The sequence below is a fragment of the Methylobacterium longum genome (assembly GCF_022179385.1).
In the GTDB taxonomy this organism is placed as follows: domain Bacteria; phylum Pseudomonadota; class Alphaproteobacteria; order Rhizobiales; family Beijerinckiaceae; genus Methylobacterium; species Methylobacterium longum.
On record NZ_BPQS01000057.1, the window covers coordinates 1 to 22,863 of the forward strand.

Here is a 22,863-nt window from a genome sequence, read left to right on the forward strand (position 1 = left end):
TCAGCACGACCTGTTCCGCGCTCGGCCTCTGTCCTCGCTTCATCCCCAACTCCTCTGGTCCAGGCTGATCCTCTCAATCAGCCCGGTCCAAAGCCAGCCGGTCAGGTCAGGGACGGGCAGCGCATCGCGGGCCGAGATCCGCCGCGGGCCGACCTCGACACGGGGGTCCCGGGACCGCCGTTCGTGAGCGGCGGATTGTCCGATGGCCCGCCATCATCGCGTCCGCCCTTGACGGGCAGATTGTAACTGTTCTAATTCTTATGAGAAGGTGAGGCGACGCCGATCCGCATCGGGAGACACACGACATGGCCAGCGCACATTGCGACAGCTGCAAGTTCTTCGACGAGCACAAGGGGAATGGCGGCGCCGCCCAAGGTGATGCCGGCCTGTGCCGCTTCAACCCGCCCGTCAGCCAGCCGGAGCCGGATTCCAAGGGCCTCTGGCCGGTGGTCGCGTCGAGCGACTGGTGCGGTCACTTCACGGCCGAGATGAACGCGGCGGAGTAAGCCTCTGCGGAGGCTGCAGGATCGGGGGCCAGCCATCGCGGCTGGCCCTTTTTCGTGCGCGGACCAATTCCGGGCGCGGGCCTTCTCCGGGCGCCTCTTCCCCAGGAGCCTTGCGGGCGCGGTCAGGCCGGCGCGCCGACGAGATCGAGGGCGTAGAGGTGCTGCCCGGCGGTGATGAACAGGCGCTCCTCGCCCGGGCCGAAGCAGCAATTCGAGCAGCCCTGCGGCGTCGGGATGAGCCCGAGCCTGTGACCCTCGGCGGAGAAGACCTGCACGCCCGATCCGGAACTCGTCCAGATCCAGCCGCGACGGTCGACGCACAGCCCGTCCGGCACGCCTGGCTCCACCGCGGCGACGACGTGCGGCGCACCGAGGCGCTGGTCTCCCGCCACCGGGAAGGCGTGAATCGTATGCCCGTCGCCCCCCAGGGTGCGCGACGTGTCGGTGACGTAGAGCGTGCTCCCGTCCGGCGCGAAGGCGAGCCCGTTCGGCTGCCCGAGTTCCGCGACGCGGTCGAGGACCCCGCGCTCCGGGTCGAAGCGGTACACGCTGTGGTGGCCGAGGTCGGAGGGCGCGAGGCTGCCCTGCCGCGGTGAGGTCAGACCGTAGGCCGGATCGGTGAACCACAGCGCCCCGTCGGCGGCGCAGACCACGTCGTTGGGGGAGTTGAACCGGTCGCCGCGATAGCCGTCGACCAGCACCGCGTAGCGCCCGTCCGGGCTCGTCCGGGCGATGCGGCGGGTGCCGTGCTCGCAGTGGACGAGGTTGCCGTCGCGGTCCACGGTGTTGCCGTTGATGAACGGCGTCGCGTCGATCACCACCTCGACCCGTCCGTCCGGGTGCCAGCCCAGCACCCGCCGCCCCTCGACGTCCGACCAGACCAGGATCCCGCGGGCCGGCCACCAGACCGGGCCTTCGGAGAACACCGCCTGATCGTAGAGGGAGACGAGGCGGGCCGTCCGCGGCATCGCCGCGGCGAAGCGGGGATCCAGGGCGCGCGGCGGATCCACGGGCGGGACGGGCTCGGGCGGCCCCGCGGGGCGCAGCAGGTCTGTCATCGATGCGCCGTCTTCCTCTCCCGCGGCGCTCGCGCCGGGCGCGAGCCCGGACCTCCGGTCGACAGCCGCCCCGCCGACCCTGCGGGCGCGACCCGATCCGATCACCCCCGACAACCACGGCGGGTCCGGTCGGTTCTCGGATTTGCGCGGCTGCGGGTTCAGGGCGGAAAGCCGGCCCGTCGCGCCCCACGTCGGCGGGATTCTGCCCGCGCGCCCAGCGGGCGGATGGGGAATGCCGCTTCTCCGAGGGCGGCACTCTCTAGGAGATCCAACCGGTTCCGACGGATATCGTAGGTAGGAATCCCATTCCGACCAGTCATGATCGGCCGAACCGGCAGAGCCGCGGTCGTCCCGCCGGAATCGTCGAAGTAAATCCGTATCCAAAATGCGCGTTCGTGAGGAGAACGATTTTCTCACACGGGCGAATTGGGAAACCCGTTTCATTGACGTCCGGAGTGAGGACCGTCACTTCTAGAGAACAGTCTGAACATCCGGTCGTGCAGCCTCCGCTCGGTCCGATCGGAGCCCCGTCCAGCCCCACCGCAAGGCATCCAGTATGACACCACCGAGACTCGTCGGGCTGAGCGCGAACGTGCAGCGGCCGTCCAAGACCCGCACCCTGGTCGACGCGGTGCTGCACGAGGCCGGCGCGCAGACCGCGCTCGACGCGCGCATCCTGGATTTCGTCGATGCCGGTCCCGGCCTCGGCGCCGCCTGGACCCGTGACCAGCTTCCGACGGCGGCGCGCGACGTCCTGGCGGCCATCGAGGCGGCGGACGGGCTCGTCGTCGGCTCGCCGGTCTACAAGGGTGCCTATACCGGCCTGTTCAAGCACCTGTTCGACCTCGTCGATCCGGGGGCCCTGGCCGGCAAGCCCGTGGCCATCGTGGCCACCGGCGGCGGCGCGCGCCACGCGCTGGTGGTCGAGCACGCCTTCCGGCCGCTCTTCGGCTTCTTCGGCGCCCTCCAGATCCCCACCGCGGTCTACGCCTCGGACGCGGACTTCACCGACGGCGCGCTCACCGAGGCCGGCGTGCGCGCCCGCGCCGCGGAGGCGGGCGGTCAGCTCGCCGCGCTGCTCGCCCATCGGGCCGCGGCCGCCGCGCCGGTCGAACTGGCCGCCGCCGAGTAAGCCGCCCGATGCTCGACCGCCGCACCCTGCTGGCCGCCCTCGCGGCCCTTCCCGTTCCCCTCGCCCGGCAGGCCCGCGCGGCCGAGCCCGGCGTACTGCGGATCGGCTACCAGAAGAACGGGATCCTGGTCGTCGCCAAGCAGCAGGGCATCATCGAGGAGCGCCTAGAGCCCCTCGGGCAGACGGTGCGCTGGACCGAGTTCTCCTTCGGGCCGCCGCTGCTGGAAGCCCTGTCGCTGGACGGGATCGATTTCGGGCAGACCGGCGACGCGCCGCCGATCTTCGCGCAGGCCGCGCGGTCCAGCCTCGTCTACGCGGCCGCCCAGGAGGCCGGCGGCTCAGGCATCGGGATCCTGCTGCCGAAGGGCTCGGGAATCCGCACCCTCGCCGACCTCAAGGGCAAGCGCGTCGCCTTCGCCAAGGCGTCGAGCGCCCACAACCTGACCATCGCGGCCCTGGAGAAGGCGGGCCTGACCTACGCCGACATCGAGCCGGTGACCCTGGCGCCGGCCGACGCGGCGGCGGCCTTCGCCCGGGGCAGCATCGATGCCTGGACGATCTGGGATCCGTACTTCGCCATCGCCGAGGCGGGGGAGGGGGTGCGCGTCCTGGCGCTGGCCACCGACATCGCCCTGCAGAACAACTTCTTCCTGGCGAGCCGGCCCTTCGCGGAGGGCCGGAGCGCCGCGCTCGCCGCCGCCATCGGCGCCCTCGCCGAGGTGGCGGCGTGGTGCCGGCAGAACCGCGGGGCGGTCGCCGACCTCCTGTCGCGGGGCACCGGCGTGCCCCTGGCCGCGACCCGCCGGGCGGTGGACCGGACCGATTACGTGATCGGACCGATGACCGACCGGGTGATCGCCGCGCAGCAGCGGGTCGCCGACCGCTTCCACGGCCTGAAGCTGATCCCGAAGCCGATCCGGATCGCCGACGCGGTCTGGACGGCCCCCGCCCGCAACGGCTGAGACCGACCCCAGAGATCACCGCAGAGATCCCAGCAGACACCACCGCAGAGATCCATGACCGACCGAACGCCCCGCACCCTGTCCCGCTCCGCCGGTCTCGCCCCGAACCGCCGGCTGCTCCTGTCGGCCGGGCTCGGCCTCGCCGCGGCCGCGGCTCTGCGCCCCGCCCGCGCGGCGGGCAGCGTCCGGATCGGCTACCAGAAATACGGCTCCCTCGTGCTGCTGAAGGGCCGCGGCACCCTGGAGACGGCGCTCCAGCCGCTCGGCACGACGGTGTCGTGGTCGGAATTCCCCTCCGGGCCGCCGCTCCTGGAGGCGCTGAACGCCGGGGCGATCGATTTCGGCTCAGCCGGCGAGGCGCCGCCGATCTTCGCCCAGGCCGCGAGCCCGGAGCTGCGCTACGTCGCCGCCGAGCCGCCGGCCCCGCGGGGCGAGGCGATCCTCGTGCCCAAGGACAGCCCGGTGACGGGCGTCGCCGACCTGCGCGGCAAGACCATCGCGCTCAACAAGGGGTCCAACGTCCACTACCTGCTGGTGCGCGCCCTGGAGCGGGCGGGGGTGCCCTACGACGCGGTGAAGCTCGCCTTTCTGGCGCCCGCGGACGCCAACGCCGCCTTCGTGCGCGGCTCCGTCGATGCCTGGGTGATCTGGGACCCGTTCCAGGCCGCCGCCGAGCGCGCCACCGGCGCCCGGGACCTCGTCGACGGGCGGGGAACCGACGGACAGGCGCTCGCCCCCAACCGCCAGTTCTACCTGTCCCGGCGCGGCTTCACCGAGACCAGCCCCGAGATCGTCTCGGCCGTGATCCGGGCGATCGCGGCGGTCGATGCCTGGGCGAAGGGCCACGCCGAGGCCGTGGCTGCGGAACTCGCGCCCGCGGTGGGCATTCCCGCCCCGGTCCTCACCGTGGCGCTCGGCCGCCTGTCGTACGGCGTCGCGCCCCTCGACGCGGCCGCGGTGGCCGACCAGCAGAAGGTCGCGGACGCCTTCCACGGCCTCGGCCTCCTGCCGAAGCCCATCCGGGTCGCCGACGCGGTGTGGACGCCACCGGCCCACAAGGCCGGCCCCCGGGCGGAGAACCGCTGATGCGCGCCTCCAGGCTCGAGCGCCTGCGCGACGGGGCGCTGCCCTGGCTGGTGCCGGCCGTGATCCTGCTGGGCTGGCAGGCCGCGGTCTCGGTCGGACTGGTCTCCAACCGGTTCATGCCAGCGCCCCTCGACGTGATCCGGGCCGGCTGGGAGGCCGGGCGGACCGGCGAACTCTGGACCAATCTCGGCGTCAGCACCCTGCGGGCGCTCGCGGGCTTCGTGGTCGGCGGCGGCATCGGCTTCGCGCTGGGCCTCGCCAACGGCCTGTCGCGCCTGTCGGAGCGGCTGACCGACACCTCGGTGCAGATGGTGCGCAACGTCCCCCACCTGTCGCTGATCCCGCTGGTGATCCTGTGGTTCGGCATCGGCGAGGAGGCCAAGCTGTTCCTGGTGGCGCTCGGCGTGTTCTTCCCGATCTACGCCAACACCCTGCACGGCATCCGCTCGGTGGATCCCGGCCTCGTCGAGATGGGCCGGGTCTACGGCATGTCCCGCACGGAGCTGTTCACCCGGGTGGTGCTCCCCGGCGCCCTGCCGTCGATCTTCGTGGGCCTGCGCTACGCCCTCGGCATCATGTGGCTGACGCTCATCGTCGCCGAGACGATCTCGGCCTCGTCGGGGCTCGGCTACATGGCCATGCAGGCCCGCGAGTTCATGCTGGTCGACGTCGTCGTGCTGGCGATCCTGATCTACGCGGGCCTCGGCAAGCTCGCCGACGCCCTGACCCGCCGGCTCGAGCGCGCCTGCCTCGGCTGGAACCCCGCCTACAGGAGCGCCTGATGCTGCGCGACGCCGTCCGCCCCGAGCCGCTCCCCGAAGCCGTCGCCGCCGATCCCCGGACCGAGCCCAGGTCCGATCCCCGGTCCGATCCCCATCGGCCCGGCGGCCCCGCGCCGTCGCCCGCGGAACTCGGCCGGCGCGGGATCGCTGTCACCGTCCGCGACCTGCGCAAGAGCTTCGACGGCAACGCCGTCATCGAAGGCCTCAACCTCTTCCTGCCGGCCGGTGGCTTCACCGCGGTGGTGGGCCGCTCCGGCTGCGGCAAGAGCACCCTCCTGCGCCTGATCCTCGGCCTGGAGACGCCCACCGGCGGCCGGATCGACCTCGAAGGGCCGGCCGGGAGCGCCCGCCGGTCCGAGCCGCCGAAGCGGATCATGTTCCAGGAGCCGCGCCTGCTGCCCTGGGCCCGGGTCGTCGACAACGTCGCGGTCGGCCTGTCCGGCCACGGCTCACGCTCCGCGCGCCGGACGCGGGCGCTGGAGGCGCTCGCCGAGGTCGGCCTCTCCGACAAGGCCGGGCAATGGCCCGCGACCCTGTCGGGCGGGCAGCGCCAGCGCGTGGCCCTGGCCCGCGCCCTGGTCAGCCGGCCGGGTCTGCTCGCCCTGGACGAGCCCCTCGGCGCCCTCGACGCCCTCACCCGCATCGACATGCAGGACCTGATCGAGCGGATCTGGCGGACCCAGGGATTCACGGCGCTGCTGGTGACGCACGACGTCGCCGAGGCGGTGGCGCTCGCCGACCGCATCCTCGTGGTCGAGGCCGGGCGCATCGCCCTCGACCTGCAGGTGGAGGTGCCGCGCCCGCGCCGACGCGGGGATCCCGATCTGGCGCGGCTGGAAGGACGTATCCTCGACCACCTGCTCGGCACCCCGCAGGGCTGAGACGCCATGCTGACTTGCCTGAGGCGATTGCGTTCGGTCCCCCGAGGCGGCACCTGTTCGGACGAACCGGGCCCCCTCCGGCGCCCGACGCGCGATCGCATGGACCGCAACGGAGATTCCGATGACCGCACCGACTGACGGGCGCGCCGACGTGCTCTGGTTCCTGCCGACCCACGGCGACGGGCGCTATCTCGGCGCTCAGGAGGGCGCCCGCGCGGTCTCGCTCAGCTATCTCCGCCAGATCGCGCAGGGGGCCGACGAGCTCGGCTATTACGGCGTGCTGCTGCCGACCGGGCGCTCCTGCGAGGATTCCTGGATCGTCGCCTCCGCGCTGGCGCCCTTGACCGAGCGCCTGCGCTTCCTCGTGGCGGTGCGGCCGGGCCTGATGGAGCCCTCCGCGGCGGCCCGCATGACCGCGACCCTGGACCGGATCTCGAACGGGCGCCTCCTGATCAACGTCGTCACCGGCGGCGACCCGGTGGAGCTCGCCGGCGACGGCGTGTTCCTGTCCCACGACGCGCGCTACGCGGTCACCGACGAGTTCCTGACGATCTGGCGCGGCCTCCTCGCGGGCGAGACCGTGACGTTCGCGGGCGAGCACCTGCGCACCGAGAACGGCCGGGTGATCTTCCCGCCGGTGCAGAAGCCCTATCCGCCGCTCTACTTCGGCGGCTCCTCCCCCGCCGGCATGACGGTGGCGGCCGAGCATTGCGACGTCTACCTCACCTGGGGCGAGCCGCCCGCACAGGTCGCCGAGAAGATCGCCGCCGCCCGGCAGGCCGCCGAGGCGAAGGGCAAGACGTTCTCGTACGGCATCCGCCTGCACGTGATCGCCCGCGAGACCGAGGCCGCCGCCTGGGAGGCGGCCGAGACGCTGATCTCGAAGCTCGACGACGCCACCATCGCCAAGGCGCAGGAGACCCTGAAGCGCCAGGATTCCGTCGGCCAGAGCCGCATGATGGCCCTCCACGGCGGCAGCCGCGACAGGCTCGTGGTGGCGCCCAATCTCTGGGCCGGTGTCGGCCTCGTGCGCGGCGGCGCCGGCACGGCGCTGGTCGGCTCGGCCGATCAGGTCGCCGACCGGATGAAGGAATACATCGATCTCGGGATCGACCGCTTCATCCTCTCGGGCTACCCCCACCTGGAGGAGGCCTACCGCTTCGCCGAGCTGGTCTTCCCGAAACTGCCGCTGCGTCCCACCACCGGCCGGCCGGCCGGCAACGCCCGCAACGACGGTCCGTTCGGCGAGATCATCGCCAACGACCTCGTGCCGGCCCGCCGCGCCGGGGCGCACTGACCGGCGGATCGGGCCGCCCGGCAGCATCGGGCATGGCTGATCTGCATTCAGATGGCCCGGGCGTCACGCTGGCGCCATCCTTGGCGTCCATCCGCCCCGGCCATCGCCGCGCGACCCGCTCGCGCGGCCTGGACGCGTGGAGGATATCCATGACTTCGACCAAGACGGCCCTGTTTGCCATCGGTCTCTGCCTCGGCCCTGCCGCAGCCTTCGCGGAGCAATCCCCGGCCCGCGAAGCCCTCAAGCAGCACTGCACCGGCGACTACATGGATTACTGCAGCGCCTACGCGCCGGGCGGCCCGGAGGTCGAGGCCTGCTTCAAGGCCAACCTCAAGAACCTCTCCCCCGGCTGCTCGGCGGCGATCACCGCCTACAAGAAGGAGCAGCGGGCGACCAAGCGGTTCAGCGAAGCGCGCTGAAGCGTCCGGCCGGGCGGTCCCTGGCGGCTCTGATGCCCGCGCGGGGGGCCCGCCGGGATCGTCTGGGTCCGCCGACGCGACCCACGGCACCGCCGCCGCGCCCGTACCGGGTCGGCGGCCCTGAAGCCCGGATTCCGCGGCGCGGCCGTGGGACGGCGAGCCCCCCCGCGAAGCGCGCGCCGTGCCCGCTGACGGCGCGGCTCGGCCCCCGGGTCACGGGGATGCCATCCCTCCCGTCATCCTGAGGTGCCCGCGCCGGCGCGCCTCCAAGAGGGGCCTCATCACCGGGGCGCCGCGTCCCGTCGGGGCACGGGCCGGGCGGTTCGCGCCGGGCAGGCCCTTTCAGGGAACCGTATGCCTCCCCGAGCGTGGGCGTCGCGTCGACGCTCGAGGCTCGACGTCGCCGGTCCGGATCCGCGCGGCGGAGCCGGGGATCCGGACACGCCGGCGTTCCGAAAAGCCGTACGGATTGCTGGGCCGAGCCCCGGCACTGCCGCGCGGGGACGATGCCACGCCTCTGCCGACGGCGAGGAAGTCCGGCGGCCACGGTGCACCGTGGCCGACGCGATGACCTGACGATAAGTCTTACCGAAATCCTACGCCCGATCCGGATCCGATCGGCAGGTTTCAGCCCCGATCCGATACGGCTGCACTCTGATGTTCCCAGGACAGTCCGAGTAAATATCGCGCCGGAACCGGTCAACCAACACGAAATCTTAAGCGTGCGGCGTCGATCAGGAGGCGCTCATCAATCCCGCGCGGGTCCGGCCTCCATCCGCAACCGCGCGCGACGGCGCAGCGTCGGTGACCCCGGCCTGCGCCGGACCGTCGAGACCCGGACCCTGCGCCCATGGCCACCGCCGATCTGTCATCCGCCGGGCGCGCGCCGGGGCTCAAGGGCGTCGCGACGGCCGCGACGCTGCGCCTGTCGCGCACCGCCGTGGCCGCCGCGGTGGCCACGATGATGATCCTCGTCGATCTCATCAGCTTCTCGCAGCTGATCTTCTCGGGACCGCTGGCGGAGAGCCGGGCCGCCGGGGTGTCGGCGATGCTGACGGCCTACCTGGCCGGCAGCCTCGTCTTCCTCGCGCTGCGGCGGAGCGTGGTGGTCTCGCTGTCCTTCTTCGGGGCGGCGGCGATCGTGCAGGCCGCGATCGCCGCGGCGGTCGCCGAGCAGCTGCGCGCGGCGGGCCTGACCGATCCCGACGCGGTCGGCCGGATCGTCCTCGTCACCTGCGGGATCTCGACCGCGATCACCGGCCTCGTCTTCGCGATGCTCGGGACCCTGCGCGCCTCGCTGCTGGCGCAGCTGCTGCCGTTCCCGGTTCTCATGGGCTTCCTCGCCGGTGTCGGCCTTCTGCTCCTGCGCAGCGGCGTCCAGATCGGCGCGCAGCTCTCCGATCCCCTCGGCGCGCTGCTCGGCCTCCTCGGCCGCCGGGGATCGGCCCGATCGATCCCGGCGCGTACGGGCGCGTCGGCCTGACGCTGGCCATCGGCGTCTGCGCCTTCTACCTGCCCCGCCGCATCGCGCACTGGGCGACCTATCCGACCGTGATCCTCGCCAGCCTGGTCGCGGTCCATTGCGGCCTGGCCTGGCAGGGCATCGGCACGACCGCCGCGCAGGCGGCCGGCTGGCTGATCGACCCGCTGCCGACGGGCTCGCTGCTCCGGATGCCGGTCGTCGGCGACCTCGCCTCCTTCGACCCGGCCCTGCTCCTGCCGGTCCTGCCCAAGCTCGTGACGTACGTCGTCGTCGCGGTGATCGTGCAGATCCTCTACGTCGTCAGCGCCGAGCTGGACCTGCGGCGCGCGTTCAACGTCGACCGGGTCTTCGTGGCCTCGGGCTTCGCCAACCTGCTCGGCAGCCTGTTCGGCAGCCCGGTGATGGGTTTCGACCGGACCTCGACGCTGCTGCTGCACAACATCGGCGGCGGCCGCTGGCTCGGGCGCTGGCTCACCCTGGCGGCGATGGCGTTCCTGCTGGTCTTCGGAGCCGGTATCCTGGCGCTCCTGCCGCGCCCGCTGGCCGGCGGCGCCCTGGTGGCCCTCGGCCTCGGCCACCTGACCAACCTCGCGCTGGCCGGCCGGGCCTTCCTGCGCTGGGAGATCGCCATCGCGCTGGTGGTGTGCGCCGCCACCGCGCTGTTCGGCGCGACCGCCGGCTTCCTGGTCGGCGTCGTGATGGCGATGCTGATCTTCGCGGTCCAGTACGCGCAGATCCCGGCCGTGCGCCGGTCCCTCTCGGGGGCCGAGCGGCGCAGCAGCGTCATCCGCGCGCCCGACACGGCCGAGCGGCTGCGCGTGGCCGTGGCCCGGACCCGGATCTACGCCCTGCAGGGCTACCTGTTCTTCCTCAACGCGCAGGCGGTCCACGCCCGGGCCGCAGCCGAGGCCGCGGATCTGCGCGTCCTGATCCTGGATTTCCGGGACTGCGTCGGGCTCGACAGCTCGGCGCTCGTGGCCTTCCGCAAGATCGGGCTGCTCGCCGAGCAGCGCGGCTTCGACGTGCTGCTCGCCCATCTCGGCCCGACCGTGCTGCGGCAGGTCGCGCGCAGCCGCCTCACCGCCAACGGGCGGATCCGGATCCGCGACACCCTCGACGCGGCCCTGCGCGAGGCCGAGGCGACGCTCCTGTCCGAGGCCGGAAGTGCCGGGGCCGGGGAGGTCGCGCACTTCGCCCGGCACATGACGGACCAGCTGGCGGACCGGCTGAGCTGCGCGGTCGGCCCGGCCGATTTCGCGCCCTACCTGACCGTGCGCGACCTCGCCGCCGGCGAGACGCTGATGCGCCAGGGCGCGGTGGCCGACGCCCTCTACTTCCTCGAACGGGGGACCATCTCCATCGAGATGGCCCTGGCCGGGCGGCCCAACCTGCGCCTGCGCACCACCACGGCGGGCACGGTGATCGGCGAGATCGCCCTGGTGCAGGGCGGCCGGCGCACCGCCACGGCGCTGGCCGAGAGCCCCTGCCGGGTGGTCGGCATCGACCGCGCCACCCTCGCCCGCATGGAGCGCGAGCGCCCCGACCTCGCGCTGCTGTTCCAGCGCTTCCTGCTCCTCGAACTCGCCGGCAAGGTCGTCGACACGAACCGGCTGCTCAAAGCCGAACTGCAGTGAGGAGGCCGGCGGCCGGGTTCAGGCCGCCGCCAGCACCAGGGCGAGCCCGATATGGGTGACCTGATGCAGGAACTGATCGGTGCCGATCAGCCACCAGAAGCGGGCATCCGTCGCCGGAAAGCCGGTGCGCCGGCCGACCAGCGCCTTGCCGCGGTCGATCGCCGCGTGGATCGCGAAATCGGCGAGCGCGAGCCACCACAGGGCCGGCTTGACCATCAGCGCGATCAGCAGCGTGCCGAGCCCGTGCAACCCGGTATGGGCGCAGAGCGGGGCGAGCCACGCCGAGGACCGCTCCTTGCCTTGCGCCATCCAGTTGCTCTGCAGCAGGAAATCCGCGCCGAGCTGCTTCACCGCGAAGGCGAGGATAAGCAGCGCGAAGGCTCCGACCGGGACGGGCGTGTCGAAGGACGGCATCGCGGCGCTGGCCCTCCTGGGCGCGAGCCCCGCGGTGTCCCTCCGGAGGCGTCGCGCGATCCGAATCGGGACTGGCAGAGCATACACCGCCGCCCGGGCCCTGGCGCGCGGCCGCAGGCCCGTCTGCCCCGGGCGCCGCACGCGCTGCGTCTTCCGGCCTGCCCGGTCCCGCGCTACGTGACAGGGTGCGGCCTGGCGGCCGGGACCGGGAGGAGCCACGATGGTCAAGGATCGCGTCTTCATCGTCACGGGCGCGGGCTCGGGCCTGGGCGCGGCGACGGCGCGGGGCCTCGTGGCGGCGGGGGCCCGGGTGGTCCTGGCCGACATCGCCCGGGAGGCCGGCGCCCGGGTGGCGGCGGATCTCGGCGCGGCGGCCCGCTTCGCCGAGACCGACGTCACCCGCGAGGCCGACGGGCAGGCGGCGGTCCGGGCCGCCCTGGACGCGTTCGGGCACCTGCACGGGCTCGTGAACTGCGCCGGCATCGCCCCGGGCGAGAAGGTGGTGGGCCGCGACGGGCCGCACGGGCTCGAGACCTTCGCGCGGGCGGTCTCGATCAACCTCGTCGGCACCTTCAACATGATCCGGCTGGCGGCCGAGGCCATCGCCCGCGAGGCGCCCGACGCGGCGGGCGCCCGGGGCGTGATCGTCAACACCGCCTCGATCGCCGCCTTCGACGGCCAGATCGGGCAGGCGGCCTACGCGGCCTCCAAGGGCGGCATCGTCTCCATGACCCTGCCGATCGCCCGGGAACTCGCCCGGCACGGCATCCGGGTGGTCACCATCGCGCCGGGCATCTTCGAGACGCCCATGATGGCGGGGCTGCCGCAGGAGGTGCAGGACACGCTGGGCCGGAGCGTGCCGTTCCCGCCACGGCTCGGCCGCCCGTCGGAATACGCCGACCTCGTCCGCCACATCTGCGAGAACCCGATGCTGAACGGCGAGACGATCCGCCTCGACGGGGCGCTGCGGATGCCGCCCCGCTGAGGCGCCTCAGCCGATCGACACGCTGGTCAGGATCCCGGCGGCCCGGCGGACCTCGTCGGCGATCATCTCCTCGCTCGGTCCGTCGATCGGCATGTCGGACAGGATCGCCGCCACGTCGCGCTTCACGTCCTCGCGGATCTCCGGGTTCTCCTCGGAGAGCCGCCCGATCAGGACCCCAAGCACGATCTCCAGCGCGGAGAGCTTGGCGTGCAGGCGCGTGAACTCGTCCAGCGGCTCGGGCTCGTTCGCGGTCATGGCCGGCTCCGTCTCGAAGGGGGCGGCCGACGCGGATGGGTGCGCCGGCGCTGGTCGCCCCCTCATACAGCCGGGGGGGGCCGTCGTCTCGCCGGTCCGCGCGGCCGGGAGCGTCGCACCCCGGAGCCCGCGGGCCGCCCGGCCTGACCCGGCGCGCTTTTCGGATCCGCGGTCGGCAACCGTCTCGCGCAAGCGACGTTTCTCGGTCCCGTGATCGAACCCCGCAGAGGGACCCCGCCATGATCCATCGTCTCGCAGCCGCGGCCGGCCTGCTCGCGCTCTCCACGAGCCTCGCCCTCGCCCAGACCGCCACCTCGACCCCCGCCGAGCCGGCCAGCAAGGCCGACGCCAATCTCAAGGAGTGGCAGGTCGCCAAAGTCGCCAAGGTCGGCCTCGCCCAGGCGCTCACCACCGCCGAGGGGCAGGGCGAGGAGAAGGGCGGCCGCGCCATCGACGCCGACTTCGAGAAGGCCGACAGCAAGGATCCGGCCCATTACAGCGTCAAGGTCGTCTACCCGAGCGGCAAGCTGGTCGAGTACGGCATCAACGCGGATACCGGCGTCCTCTACAAGACCGAGAACCAGCCGTTCGAGCGCTACTTCACCCGGCTGAAGGCCTCCGACTTCCAGAACGCCAAGACCTCGCTGAAGGACGCGCTCGCCATCGCCGAGCAGAAGGCCGGCGGCGGCAAGGCCTACGAGGCCGAGGTCGAGAAGGACGGCGCCTCGGTCCAGTACGAGATCAAGGTGGCCGGCGCCGACAAGGAGCAGGAGGTCAAGGTCGGACCGGACGGCAAGGTCCAGAACTGAGGCCGAGGGCTGCGGCGGCGCAGGCCGCCGCAAGCCCCTCCGTCCCTGCGGGCGGAGCGCAGCGGTGACGGCCGGGTCGGACCGGCCGCTGCATCCTGTCACCCCACCGCCCGCGGAGCCGAAGCGCCCCCACGGCACTTCCCATTTCGCGATGCGGCCCCGATGGCCGCGGACGGGGAGGGCGGCATGGACGCGGGTGCGCTGGAGATCGACGCCCATCTCGGACGGGCCCACACCCGGGTCGAGGGCCCCGACAAGGTCACCGGCCGGGCCCTCTACAGCTCCGACCTCACCGGGCCGGAGACCGGCACGGCCCACGCGGCCCTGGTGACCAGCACGGTCGCCCGGGGCCGCATCACCGGGTTCGACCTCGCGGCCGCCGAGCGGGTGCCGGGCCTTCTAGGGATCTTCACCCACCGGGACTTCGCGGGCGCGGTGGCGCCGGTGAAGCACCTGATGGCCGGCGGCTTCGCCAACAGCTCGCACCGGCCCCTCGATTCCGACGTCGTCGCCTATGCCGGCCAGATCGTGGCGCTGGTCGTCGCCGAGACCCTGGAGGCCGCCGCGGCGGCGGCCGGTGCGGTCAGGGTCTCCTACGCGGAGGAGCCCGCCGCCGGCGGATTCGACGCGCCCGGCGCCGAGACGCTGCGCCTCGCCGACCTGAAGCCCCACCACGCGGATATCGAACGGGGCGACGCCGAGTCGGGCTTGGCGGACGCGGCCGTCCGCGTCGAGGCGCGCTACGCGACGCCGGCCCAGCACCACAACCCGATCGAGCTGTTCACCACCCGGGCCGCCTGGGACGGCGACCGGCTCACCGTGCACGAGCCGACCCGCTACGTCGGCGCCGTCCAGCACGGGCTCGCCGCGCAGCTCGGGCTGGATCCCGCGCAGGTGCGGGTGGTGGCCGGTCTGATCGGCGGCCATTTCGGCTCGAAATTCGCGCTGTCGCAGCACACGGCGCTGGTCGCCCTGGCGGCGCGGCGCCTCGGCCGGCCGGTCTCCCTTGTGCCGAGCCGGCGGAATTGCTTCACCATCGCCAATTACCGGCCGGAATCGCGCCACCGCATCCGGCTCGGCGCCGACCGGACCGGCCGGTTCACCGCCCTGGTGCACGAGGCCGAGACCGTGACGTCGCGCTTCGATCCGTTCGTCATGGAGGGCGCCGAGGTGACCGCCAGCCTCTACGCCTGCCCGAACATCCGCACCGAGGAGCGGGCCGTGCGGGTCGACCGCAACACGCCGGGACCGATGCGGGCGCCCCCGGAGGTGCCATTCCTGTTCGCCCTGGAGAGCGCCGTCGACGAGATGGCGGCGGCGCTCAACATGGACCCGATCGCGTTGCGTCGGCTCAACGACACCGCGGTCGATCCGGTCACCGGAAAACCGTTCTCGACCCGGCCGCTGATGGCCTGCTTCGACGCCGGGGCGCGGGCCTTCGGCTGGTCGCGCCGGGCCCCGCGGCCGGGCACGATGCGCGACGGACCCTGGCGGGTGGGCCTCGGCTGCGCCGCCTCGGTGCGACCCGTGAAGATCGCCGCCGCCACGATGCGGGTCCGGCTCGGCCCGGACGGCGCCGCCGAGGTGGCCTGCGCGCACCACGAGATCGGCAACGGCATCACCACGCTGCTCGCCCTGGGCGCGGCGGACGGGCTCGGCGTGGCGGTCGAGCGGGTCACGGTCCGGCTCGGCGACACGGACCTGCCGCCGGCGGGCATCTCCGGCGGCTCGAGCACGACGACCAGCCTGATGAACGCCCTGGCGCTGGGCTGCGGGCAGCTCCGCGCGGTGCTGGCGCAGGCCGCGACCGGGCAGGGCGGCCGCCTCGCCGGCCAGGATCCGGCTTCCCTGCGCCTCGCGGGCGGGCGGCTCGTCGCCCCGGACGGGACCGGGATCGCCCTCTCGGAGGCGGTCGGGCCCGAGGGGGTCGCGACGGTCGCGGAGTTCGTGCCCGAGGGCAGCGACCGGGAGACGGCGCTCAGGGGCCTGCGCGGCGGCCATATCGGGCTGGCGCTCGGCGGCGCGGGGAAAGCGGTGTCCTGGGGCTTCGGGGCGCAGTTCGCGGAGGTCCGCGTCCATGCCGAGACCGGGGAGATCCGGGTGGCGCGGCTCACCGGCGCCTTCGCGGCGGGGCGGATCCTCAACCCGCTGACCGCGAAGAGCCAGCTCATGGGCGGGATGATCTGGGGCCTCGGCTCGGCGCTCCTGGAGGAGACGGTGCTCGACGGCGCCACCTACCGCAACCCGGACCTCGCCGAGTACCTCGTGCCGACGGCGGCCGACGCGCCCGAGGTGGAGGCGCTGCTGGTGCCCGACCCCGACGATCAGGTCGACGCCCTGGGCCTGAAGGGGCTGGGGGAGCTCGGCATCATCGGGATGAACGCGGCCATCGCCAACGCCGTCCACCACGCCACAGGCCGCCGCATCCGGAGCCTGCCGATCCGGCTGGAGGACATGGCCTAAGGGGGCCGCCGTCTCCCGCCCCGCAGAGGGGGAGGGCGCGGGTGCGCCCTACTCCATCGTCGGCGCCAGCTTCTTCACGCCCTGCACGTCCTCGCCGAGCCACGCCGCGTTCTTGGCGGTGCCGTCGAAGGTCGCGCTCGTCTTGAACAGCTCGTACTTGCCCTCCAGCGCGTAGGGTTTCGAGCGCGACAGCAGCTCGGCCACCGCCGCCTTGTCCATCGGCTTGAAGGTCTTCACCGCCTCGAAGGCCTGGTCGAGGTCGCGCTGGTTCTGAATGCCGGTGATCACCACCGAGACCGGCAGGTTCAGCGAGAAGTGCAGGTACTCAAGCGGCTTGATCGGCGCGTCCGCCTTCAGGATCACCCCGTCGCCGAAGGTCTTCATGGCGAGCGGCGCGATGCCGTTCTGCACGAGGTACGGCAGGACGAGGTGGCTGAACGAGCGGAAATGCGCGTCCATCACGTTGACGGGCATCTGCACGGAATCGAAGTGGAAGCCGCGCTCGGCGGCGACCTCCAGCATCTGCAGGTGGATGCGCGGGTCCTTGTGGCCGGTGAAGCCGATGTAGCGCAGCTTGCCCTGCTTCCGGGCCTCCAGGAAGCCTTCCATCGCCCCGCCCTCGGCGAAGACCCGGTCGGGGTCGTCGTAGCGCAGGATCTCGTGGTGCTGGACGAGGTCGATCCGGTCCGTGCGCAGGCGCAGGAGCGACTGGTCGATCTGCTTGAGCGCCTCCTCCTTGGTCCGCCCGTCCATCTTGGACATCAGGAAGACCTTGTCGCGGTAGCCGCCCTGGGCGAGGGCGGCACCCATGCGCAGCTCGGAGCGGCCCTCGTTGTAGTCCCAGCAATTGTCCATGAAGGTGATGCCGCGGTCGATCCCGGCATGGATCAGCCGCGTCGCCTCGTCGTCGGTCACGGCGCTCTTGCCGAGGTGGAACCCGCCCATGCCGATCGCCGAGATCGTCTCCGACGTCCGGCCGAAGGGCCGGTAGAGCATCTCGCCCCGCAATTCGCCGGGCTCGGTGACGAAGGGCAGGTCCGCCGGGTCCTGCGGCCGGTTGCCGGGGAGCGCGGGGGCGTTCACGGCCGCACCCGCGCTGCCGGCGCCCGCGAGGCCGGCGCCTGAAAGTCCCGCGCCGAGCACGGCGCCCTGAAGGAAGCTGCGGCGTTCCATCGGCTGTCTCCGTTCGAGGATGTCTGGGTGAGGGCAGGTAACGGTTCGCACCGGGTCATCGTTCGATCTCCTCGGCGAGGCGCCCTGCCGCGTGGAGCAGGCGCAGGGCCGCGCAGGCGGCGCCGTAGCCGTTGTCGATGTTGACCACCGTGATGCCGGGCGCGCAGCTCGCCAGCACGGCGTCGAGGGCGGCGCGCCCGCCCGCGGCGACGCCGTAGCCCACGGAGGTCGGGACCGCGATCACCGCCCCGGCCACGAGGCCGCCGACGACGCTGGGCAGCGCCGCGTCCATGCCGGCGGCGACGATCACCACCGGATGCGCCCGGATCTCCTCGATCCGCGTGGTCAGCCGCCACAGGCCGGCGACGCCGACATCGGCGAAGAGCGTCGCGGCCCGGCCGGCATAGGCCAGCACCCGCAGGGCCTCGCGGGCGACCGGCACGTCCGAGGTGCCGGCCGCCACCACGGCGACCCGGGCCGGGCCGGCGATCTGCGGCGCCGCGCCGAACACCGCCGTGCGCGAGACCGCGCAATAGTCGAGCCGCGCGGCTGCGCTGAGCCGGTCGCGCTTCTCCGGGTCGAGGCGGGTGAGGAGGAGCGAGGCGCCGCGCGCCCGGGCGGCCTCCAGGATCGCGTCGATCTGCTCGGGGCTCTTGCCGGCGCAGAAGATCGCCTCCTCCAGGCCAATCCGCTCGGACCGGGCGAAGTCGAGGGTGAATTCCTCCGCCACGCTCACGGCCGGGCCTCCCGCTGTCCGACCAGGAAGGCGCTGCCGACCCGGTAGGGGGCGAACCGGACCGGGCCGTCGAGGCGCGCCGGCGCGAGGGTGCGGATGCCGGCCCCAAGGGCGGCGCGGCGCTCCGCGTCGAGGGCGGCGAGGCTCCCGGGATCGAGTTCCACCACCACGCCCTCGGCGCGCACCCGGCAGCGGACCGCGCGCCCGACGCCGCCCCCGGCCAGCGCCCCGCCCACCAGCCGCTCGACGGCGTGGATGAAGCCCAGGGTCTCGGGCTCGATCGGGATGCCGGTCTCGACCCGGCTGGACAGGCAGGGCGCCGCCGGCAATTCGGCCACGGTCCCGAGGCCGAGGTCGCGGGCGAGCGCCCGGACCGCCGCCTTGTCGAAGCCCGCCTCCACGTAGGGGTGGCGCACGCCGTGCTCCCGGGCGGCGTCGAGGCCGGGGCGGTACTCGCCGAGGTCGTCGCGGTTGGCGCCCGACAGGATCTGCCGGTCGGTGACGCGCCGGACTGCCCCGTACAGGTTGGTCTTGCAGAAGAAGCAGCGATTGACCGGGTTCGCCCGGTAGGCCGGGTCGGCGAACTCGCCGGCCTCGATCACCCGCAGGTCCCAGCCCTCGCGGACGCCCTCGGCCCGGACCCGCGCGGTCGCCTCGTCGGGCACGGCCGGCGAGACCGCGTGGACCATCAGGGCCGTCCCCGGCGCCCGCCGGTGGGCGAGGGTGGCGAGCGTCAGGCTGTCGACCCCGCCGCTCACCGCCACCGCGACGGGCCCGAGCCCCGCCAGGACGGATTCGAGATGCTGGCGCGTCATCGCTTCTCCTCCTCCGGCGTCCCCGCCGGCTGCGGTTCCAGGGCGAGGCGCTCGGCCTCCCGGCGCAGGGCCGCCCGCGCGGCGTGGCCCGCCGCGTCGCGCGCGTCGTCGGCCTCGGCCTTGGCGGTGCGCCCGCCCGGCCGGTCCACCACCTTCACGCGCACCGACCGGCCGTCCTGCGCCACCGTGCGGGCCGCGCGCTCGAGCACCGCGCCCTCCACCGGGTGATACCGCAGGCCGATCGTGGTGGTCTCCCGGAAGCAGGCCGCGATCACCGCCTCCAGGCTCTCCGGGCGCGCCAGGATCTGGATATGGGCCATCATCCGGCCCTTCTTGCCGAGGACCGGCGCCTGCACGACGTCGAGCACGCCGGGGTCCGCGCGCAGCCGGTCGAGGCCCATGGCGAGGTCCTCGCCGGACTGGTCGTCGACCTCGAAGGCGATCACCGCGAGGTCCCGCCGGCCCGATCCGCGTGCGACCGCATCCTCCAGCACCAGGACGCGCAGGCAGTTGCTCAGGCCCGGCAGAACCTTCGTGCCGAAACCGATGCCGGTGCGTCCGAGAAGGCCCCGGGGCCGGCCCCGCCCGGGATCGTCCCCGCAGAGGTGGCGCAGGATCGCCGCCCCGGTGGGGGTCACGCGCTCGCCGGCGATCCCGTCGTCGAGGGTGGGGAAGCCTTCGAGGAGCAGCGTCGTGGCGGGGGCCGGGACGGGGAGGGGGCCGTGCTGGGTCCGCACCCGGCCTGAGCCCAGCGGCAGGGCCGAGACGCTCCAGCTGCGCACCTCCAGCGCGGCGATCAGGTGGGCGGCGGCCACGATGTCGGCGATCGAGTCGAAGGCGCCGACCTCGTGGAACGCCACCGCCTCCACGGCAACACCGTGGACCCGGGCCTCGGCGTCGGCTAGGTGGCCGAAGATGCCGAGCGCGTGCGCCCGCACGGCCGGCGCGAGATCGGCCGCCTCCAGCGCGGCGCGGATCTCCGCCCAGGGCCGGTGGCCGTGTCGGTGATCGGGCGCATCGCCGTGATCGTGGCCGTGGCCGTGATCGTGGCCGTGATGCCCGTGGTAATCCCGCGCAGGGTGAGGGTGGTCGTGCCGGTGCGGTCCGTGACCGGGCTCGGCCCCGGGGGCGGAAACGGCGAAGCGCAGGCCCTTCAGGATGCCGTCGTTGTGGTCCTGCGTCGCGCAGGCGATGCGCGCATCGACCGCCCGGACGCTCGCACGCACGCCCTCTTGGTGCTCGGGAAAGGCGTCCAGCAATGCGGCGGCGAACATGTCGCCGGCGACACCGCCGAGCGGGTCGAGGTGGATGTGCATCGTCTGTCAGGCGGTCCCGGCCGGAGGGAAGGTCCGGCTGAGATCGGCCGATTCGGGCCCGCGGCAAGGTTCGCCCTGCGACTCACGCGGTCGGCCCTGCCGCGGCGTATCGCCCGCCGGGCTCAGGCGAGCTGCAGGTAGGCCGGGTCGAACAGCCCCCGCTCCCTCAGCCCGTCGAGGTCGCGGATCGTCAGGCGCCGGCTGCGGAGGGCGACGAGGCCGCTGGTGCGCAGCTCCTTGAGGGTCCGGTTGATGTGCACGCTCGTCTGGCCGAGGGCGTCGGCGAGGTCCGGCTGGGTCACCGGCATCGGCAGCGAGGTCCCGTCCGCGAGTCCGACCCGGGCGAGGCGCAGGTGCAGCTCGCAGAACAGGTGGGCCAGCCGCTCGATCGCCGAGCGCCGGCCGACGCTGGCGATCCACTCGCGGTGGATGGCCAGGGTGGCGAGCATTTCCCGCCACAGGCATTCCTCGACCGCCGGCCGGTTGCGCATGGCGTCGCCGATCAGGTCCGGCGTGATCCGGGCGACGGTGACTGGGGTCAGCGCCCCGATGGCGTGGTCCATCCGCGCGCGGCGGAACACGAAGGGATCGCACAGGTCGCCCGGCAGGAGCAGCGCGACGATCGCCCGCCGCCCGTCCGGGAACTGCTTGTAGCGGCAGGCCCAGCCGTCGAGGATGAGGTGCGTGTGGTAGAGGTCGCTCTGCTGCCCCTCGATGTCCTGCCGGGCCGCGACGTGGCGGACGTGCTGGCGCGCGAGGCCGTCCAGCATCGCGCGGTCCTCGGGCCCGAGCCGGACATGCCGCTCCATCTTCCGAACGAACGGGTTATCCACGTCCGCCTCCGGTCACAGCGCCGCCGAGCCGACGTGCCGCATGCCGAGCCGTCTCATGCCGCGAGCCCCGGGGCCATCGGATGCGCGGCGGCCGGAACCGGGCGCCCCGCCGGGCCGGGCAGCGCCGGGGGTCCGGCGCGGCCACGGCGAGGGGACTCCGCGCCGGGGCCGGTCGGCACGACAGTGACGCCGGCGGTATCGTTGAAATTGGCAGCCACGGATATTTCTATCAGGCAAGGAGCGTCGATCTTCCGGCCAATGAAGTCCGGAACTTCTTGATCGGCTTGTGCCTGTACCGGAAAAACGCGCGCTAACCTGTGTTAGTTCACCTGGCGCGGTCGTCCGGCGCAGGCCGACGGGGCCCAGATCACCTCCGGGATCGGCTCTCGATCCAGCGATTGCTTGGCGCGCAGGCCGTAACCCGCCATCGCCCCAGAATGGGCGACGCGTGCCCTATTCGGCAGCGGCCCCCACCGTATCGGCCATGCGCGCCCGGCGCGTGCCCAGCGGTTGCGGTTTGCCGACGGTGGTGTCCTCGGCGGTCTGGTGCTCCATCTCGGCGTTCACCTGGGCGCCGACCAGCACGATCATGGTCGAGAGCCAGATCCAGGTCATGAAGCCGATGGCCGCGCCGAGCGAGCCGTAGGTCTTGTTGTAGCTGCCGAAATGGGCGACGTACCAGGAGAACAGCAGCGACGCGGCGACCCACAGCACGGCCGCGAGCGCGCCCCCGGCCGTGACCCAGCGCCACCGCGGTGCGTCCCGGCTGGGGCCGTAGCGGTAGAGCAGGGCGAGCCCGAGCAGGACCGCCACCAGCAGGGCCGGCCAGCGCAGCAACGTCAGCCACCACGCATCCGTGCCGAGCCCGACATAGGAGAGCACCACCGGCAGCACCACGACTGCGGCCAGCGCCAGGATGAGGAACAGCAGCGCGCCGGCCGTGAAGGCGAGGGAGACGAGGTTGAGCACGACGAAGTTGCGCGCCTCGCGCTCGTTGTAGACGAGGTTGAGCGCGTCGAAGACGTGCTTCACGCCGCCGTTGGCGCTCCAGACCGACAGCACGATGCCGAGGATCAGGCTGAAGCCGAGGGTGGTGCTGCCCTGCTCGTTCAGCCGCTTGACCTGATCGCCGACGATCTCCAGCGCCCCCTGGGGCAGGATGCCCTGGAGGCTCGCGAGCTGGTCGTTGATGGTCGAGGCGTCGGCGATGAGCCCGTAGCAGGACACCAGCGCCGCCACCGCGGGGAAGATGGCGAGCAGCGTGAAGAAGGTCACGCCGGCCGCGATCAGCGACAGGCGGTTCTCGCCGATGTCGTGATAGGTGCGCACCGCGATGTCCTTCCAGCCCTTGGCGGGGATCTCGGTCGGTCCCGAGGCGTTGCGGCCGCGGTCGGCTTGGGCTCGGGCGACCGCGTGAGCCTCGCCGCCCTCGTGCGAGGGCGAAGACCGCCGAGCCCCGTCGCCGCCGGAGGACCCGACCGGACCAGAGGATCTCGCTGCCGGACGACCCGCCCGCCGCGGGAGGGCCACGAGGCCGATCAGCGCGGTGGCGAGCGCCAGCGTCCAGACCGTCGAAGGCTGCCCGTGCGGACGGGCTGCCTCGGTGCTGGCGGGTTCGGGGGCTGACATCGGCTGACCTCGGAGAAGGTGCGGCAGGGATACGGGCGGCGCTCGGGGGTCTGCGCGGGTCAGCGCGCAGACCCCCGAGCGCCGCCACTGCCAGGGGAACGCCACTTCGCGCGCAACGGTTCTCCGTACAGTTGCAATAGGATGCGGAGACCCGGCAGGGCGCCGCCGAACGGCGGCACGGCTGTGATCAGCGGG

General features: G+C 73.1%; 22 protein-coding genes. 13 read left to right on the forward strand and 9 right to left on the reverse strand.

What is annotated here, in order from left to right; translation table 11 throughout:
* The first annotated feature begins 305 nt into the window (after positions 1-305).
* On the forward strand, positions 306-506 hold the full coding sequence (locus tag MFF58_RS27060; RefSeq protein WP_238292547.1) for a hypothetical protein: 201 nt from the start codon (positions 306-308) through the stop codon (positions 504-506).
* A gap of 122 nt (positions 507-628) precedes the next feature.
* Here MFF58_RS27060 and MFF58_RS27065 read toward each other — a convergent pair whose 3' ends face one another.
* A complete protein-coding gene (locus tag MFF58_RS27065; RefSeq protein ID WP_238292550.1) occupies positions 629-1,564 on the reverse strand; it encodes an SMP-30/gluconolactonase/LRE family protein in 936 nt (311 codons plus the stop codon).
* Between the two features lie 556 nt (positions 1,565-2,120).
* Between MFF58_RS27065 and msuE the strand changes: the two genes are divergently transcribed.
* The 9 genes from msuE to MFF58_RS27110 all read left to right on the forward strand — a co-directional run bounded on the left by msuE (position 2,121) and on the right by MFF58_RS27110 (position 11,240).
* Positions 2,121-2,696 carry an FMN reductase gene (msuE, locus tag MFF58_RS27070; protein ID WP_238292553.1) on the forward strand — a complete coding sequence of 192 codons (576 nt, stop codon included), beginning with the start codon at positions 2,121-2,123 and terminating at the stop codon, positions 2,694-2,696.
* An 8-nt stretch (positions 2,697-2,704) separates the two neighbouring features.
* Positions 2,705-3,658, forward strand: coding sequence for an aliphatic sulfonate ABC transporter substrate-binding protein (locus MFF58_RS27075; RefSeq protein WP_238292556.1), 954 nt, complete (start codon positions 2,705-2,707; stop codon positions 3,656-3,658).
* 54 nt (positions 3,659-3,712) lie between these two features.
* Entirely contained in the window at positions 3,713-4,744 is a 1,032-nt protein-coding gene (locus MFF58_RS27080; RefSeq protein WP_238292559.1) for a sulfonate ABC transporter substrate-binding protein, read from the forward strand.
* Complete coding sequence (gene ssuC / locus MFF58_RS27085; RefSeq protein ID WP_238292562.1) at positions 4,744-5,526, forward strand: aliphatic sulfonate ABC transporter permease SsuC; 783 nt, start codon at positions 4,744-4,746, stop codon at positions 5,524-5,526. The genes MFF58_RS27080 and ssuC overlap by 1 nt, the downstream gene beginning before the upstream one ends.
* Positions 5,526-6,407: an ATP-binding cassette domain-containing protein gene (locus MFF58_RS27090; protein WP_238292565.1), complete on the forward strand. Its 882-nt coding sequence runs from the start codon at positions 5,526-5,528 to the stop codon at positions 6,405-6,407. Before ssuC ends, MFF58_RS27090 begins: the two co-directional genes overlap by 1 nt.
* A 121-nt stretch (positions 6,408-6,528) precedes the next feature.
* Complete coding sequence (ssuD, locus tag MFF58_RS27095) at positions 6,529-7,704, forward strand: FMNH2-dependent alkanesulfonate monooxygenase (protein WP_238292568.1); 1,176 nt, start codon at positions 6,529-6,531, stop codon at positions 7,702-7,704.
* A gap of 149 nt (positions 7,705-7,853) precedes the next feature.
* Positions 7,854-8,123, forward strand: a complete 270-nt coding sequence (locus MFF58_RS27100; RefSeq protein ID WP_238292570.1) for a hypothetical protein — start codon at positions 7,854-7,856, stop codon at positions 8,121-8,123.
* Between the two features lie 850 nt (positions 8,124-8,973).
* The gene (locus MFF58_RS27105) at positions 8,974-9,606 is read left to right on the forward strand and encodes a hypothetical protein (RefSeq protein ID WP_238292572.1); all 633 of its coding nucleotides are present in this window, start codon (positions 8,974-8,976) and stop codon (positions 9,604-9,606) included.
* A 68-nt stretch (positions 9,607-9,674) separates the two neighbouring features.
* Positions 9,675-11,240 (forward strand): cyclic nucleotide-binding domain-containing protein, encoded by a 1,566-nt coding sequence (locus tag MFF58_RS27110; protein ID WP_238292574.1) that lies wholly within the window; start codon positions 9,675-9,677, stop codon positions 11,238-11,240.
* Positions 11,241-11,258: 18 nt separating this feature from the next.
* Here the strand turns inward: MFF58_RS27110 and MFF58_RS27115 are convergent, their stop codons facing one another.
* Positions 11,259-11,654, reverse strand: a complete 396-nt coding sequence (locus MFF58_RS27115) for a DUF3307 domain-containing protein (protein ID WP_238292576.1) — start codon at positions 11,652-11,654, stop codon at positions 11,259-11,261.
* A 220-nt stretch (positions 11,655-11,874) separates the two neighbouring features.
* Here MFF58_RS27115 and MFF58_RS27120 point away from each other — a divergent pair, with 220 nt between their 5' ends.
* Complete coding sequence (locus tag MFF58_RS27120; protein WP_238292578.1) at positions 11,875-12,639, forward strand: 3-hydroxyacyl-CoA dehydrogenase; 765 nt, start codon at positions 11,875-11,877, stop codon at positions 12,637-12,639.
* Between the two features lie 6 nt (positions 12,640-12,645).
* On the opposite strand, the gene MFF58_RS27125 is transcribed toward MFF58_RS27120, so the two are convergent.
* Positions 12,646-12,894, reverse strand: coding sequence for a hypothetical protein (locus MFF58_RS27125; RefSeq protein WP_238292580.1), 249 nt, complete (start codon positions 12,892-12,894; stop codon positions 12,646-12,648).
* A 239-nt stretch (positions 12,895-13,133) separates the two neighbouring features.
* Between MFF58_RS27125 and MFF58_RS27130 the strand changes: the two genes are divergently transcribed.
* Together MFF58_RS27130 and MFF58_RS27135 are read left to right on the forward strand one after the other, a co-directional pair.
* The gene (locus MFF58_RS27130; protein WP_238292582.1) at positions 13,134-13,703 is read left to right on the forward strand and encodes a PepSY domain-containing protein; all 570 of its coding nucleotides are present in this window, start codon (positions 13,134-13,136) and stop codon (positions 13,701-13,703) included.
* Positions 13,704-13,889: 186 nt separating this feature from the next.
* A complete protein-coding gene (locus tag MFF58_RS27135; protein ID WP_308445484.1) occupies positions 13,890-16,166 on the forward strand; it encodes a xanthine dehydrogenase family protein molybdopterin-binding subunit in 2,277 nt (758 codons plus the stop codon).
* 48 nt (positions 16,167-16,214) lie between these two features.
* Here the strand turns inward: MFF58_RS27135 and MFF58_RS27140 are convergent, their stop codons facing one another.
* From MFF58_RS27140 to MFF58_RS27165, 6 genes are all read right to left on the reverse strand, one after another.
* Complete coding sequence (locus MFF58_RS27140) at positions 16,215-17,339, reverse strand: aldo/keto reductase (protein WP_238292587.1); 1,125 nt, start codon at positions 17,337-17,339, stop codon at positions 16,215-16,217.
* Positions 17,340-17,394: 55 nt separating this feature from the next.
* Positions 17,395-18,075 carry a nickel pincer cofactor biosynthesis protein LarB gene (gene larB, locus MFF58_RS27145; RefSeq protein ID WP_238292589.1) on the reverse strand — a complete coding sequence of 227 codons (681 nt, stop codon included), beginning with the start codon at positions 18,073-18,075 and terminating at the stop codon, positions 17,395-17,397.
* Positions 18,072-18,890, reverse strand: a complete 819-nt coding sequence (gene larE / locus MFF58_RS27150; RefSeq protein WP_238292591.1) for an ATP-dependent sacrificial sulfur transferase LarE — start codon at positions 18,888-18,890, stop codon at positions 18,072-18,074. Before larE ends, larB begins: the two co-directional genes overlap by 4 nt.
* The gene (gene larC, locus MFF58_RS27155; protein ID WP_238292595.1) at positions 18,887-20,206 is read right to left on the reverse strand and encodes a nickel pincer cofactor biosynthesis protein LarC; all 1,320 of its coding nucleotides are present in this window, start codon (positions 20,204-20,206) and stop codon (positions 18,887-18,889) included. The genes larE and larC overlap by 4 nt, the downstream gene beginning before the upstream one ends.
* Positions 20,207-20,328: 122 nt before the next feature.
* Positions 20,329-21,039 (reverse strand): Crp/Fnr family transcriptional regulator, encoded by a 711-nt coding sequence (locus tag MFF58_RS27160; RefSeq protein ID WP_238292597.1) that lies wholly within the window; start codon positions 21,037-21,039, stop codon positions 20,329-20,331.
* Between the two features lie 453 nt (positions 21,040-21,492).
* The gene (locus tag MFF58_RS27165; RefSeq protein WP_238292600.1) at positions 21,493-22,668 is read right to left on the reverse strand and encodes a YihY/virulence factor BrkB family protein; all 1,176 of its coding nucleotides are present in this window, start codon (positions 22,666-22,668) and stop codon (positions 21,493-21,495) included.
* Positions 22,669-22,863 lie beyond the last annotated feature (195 nt).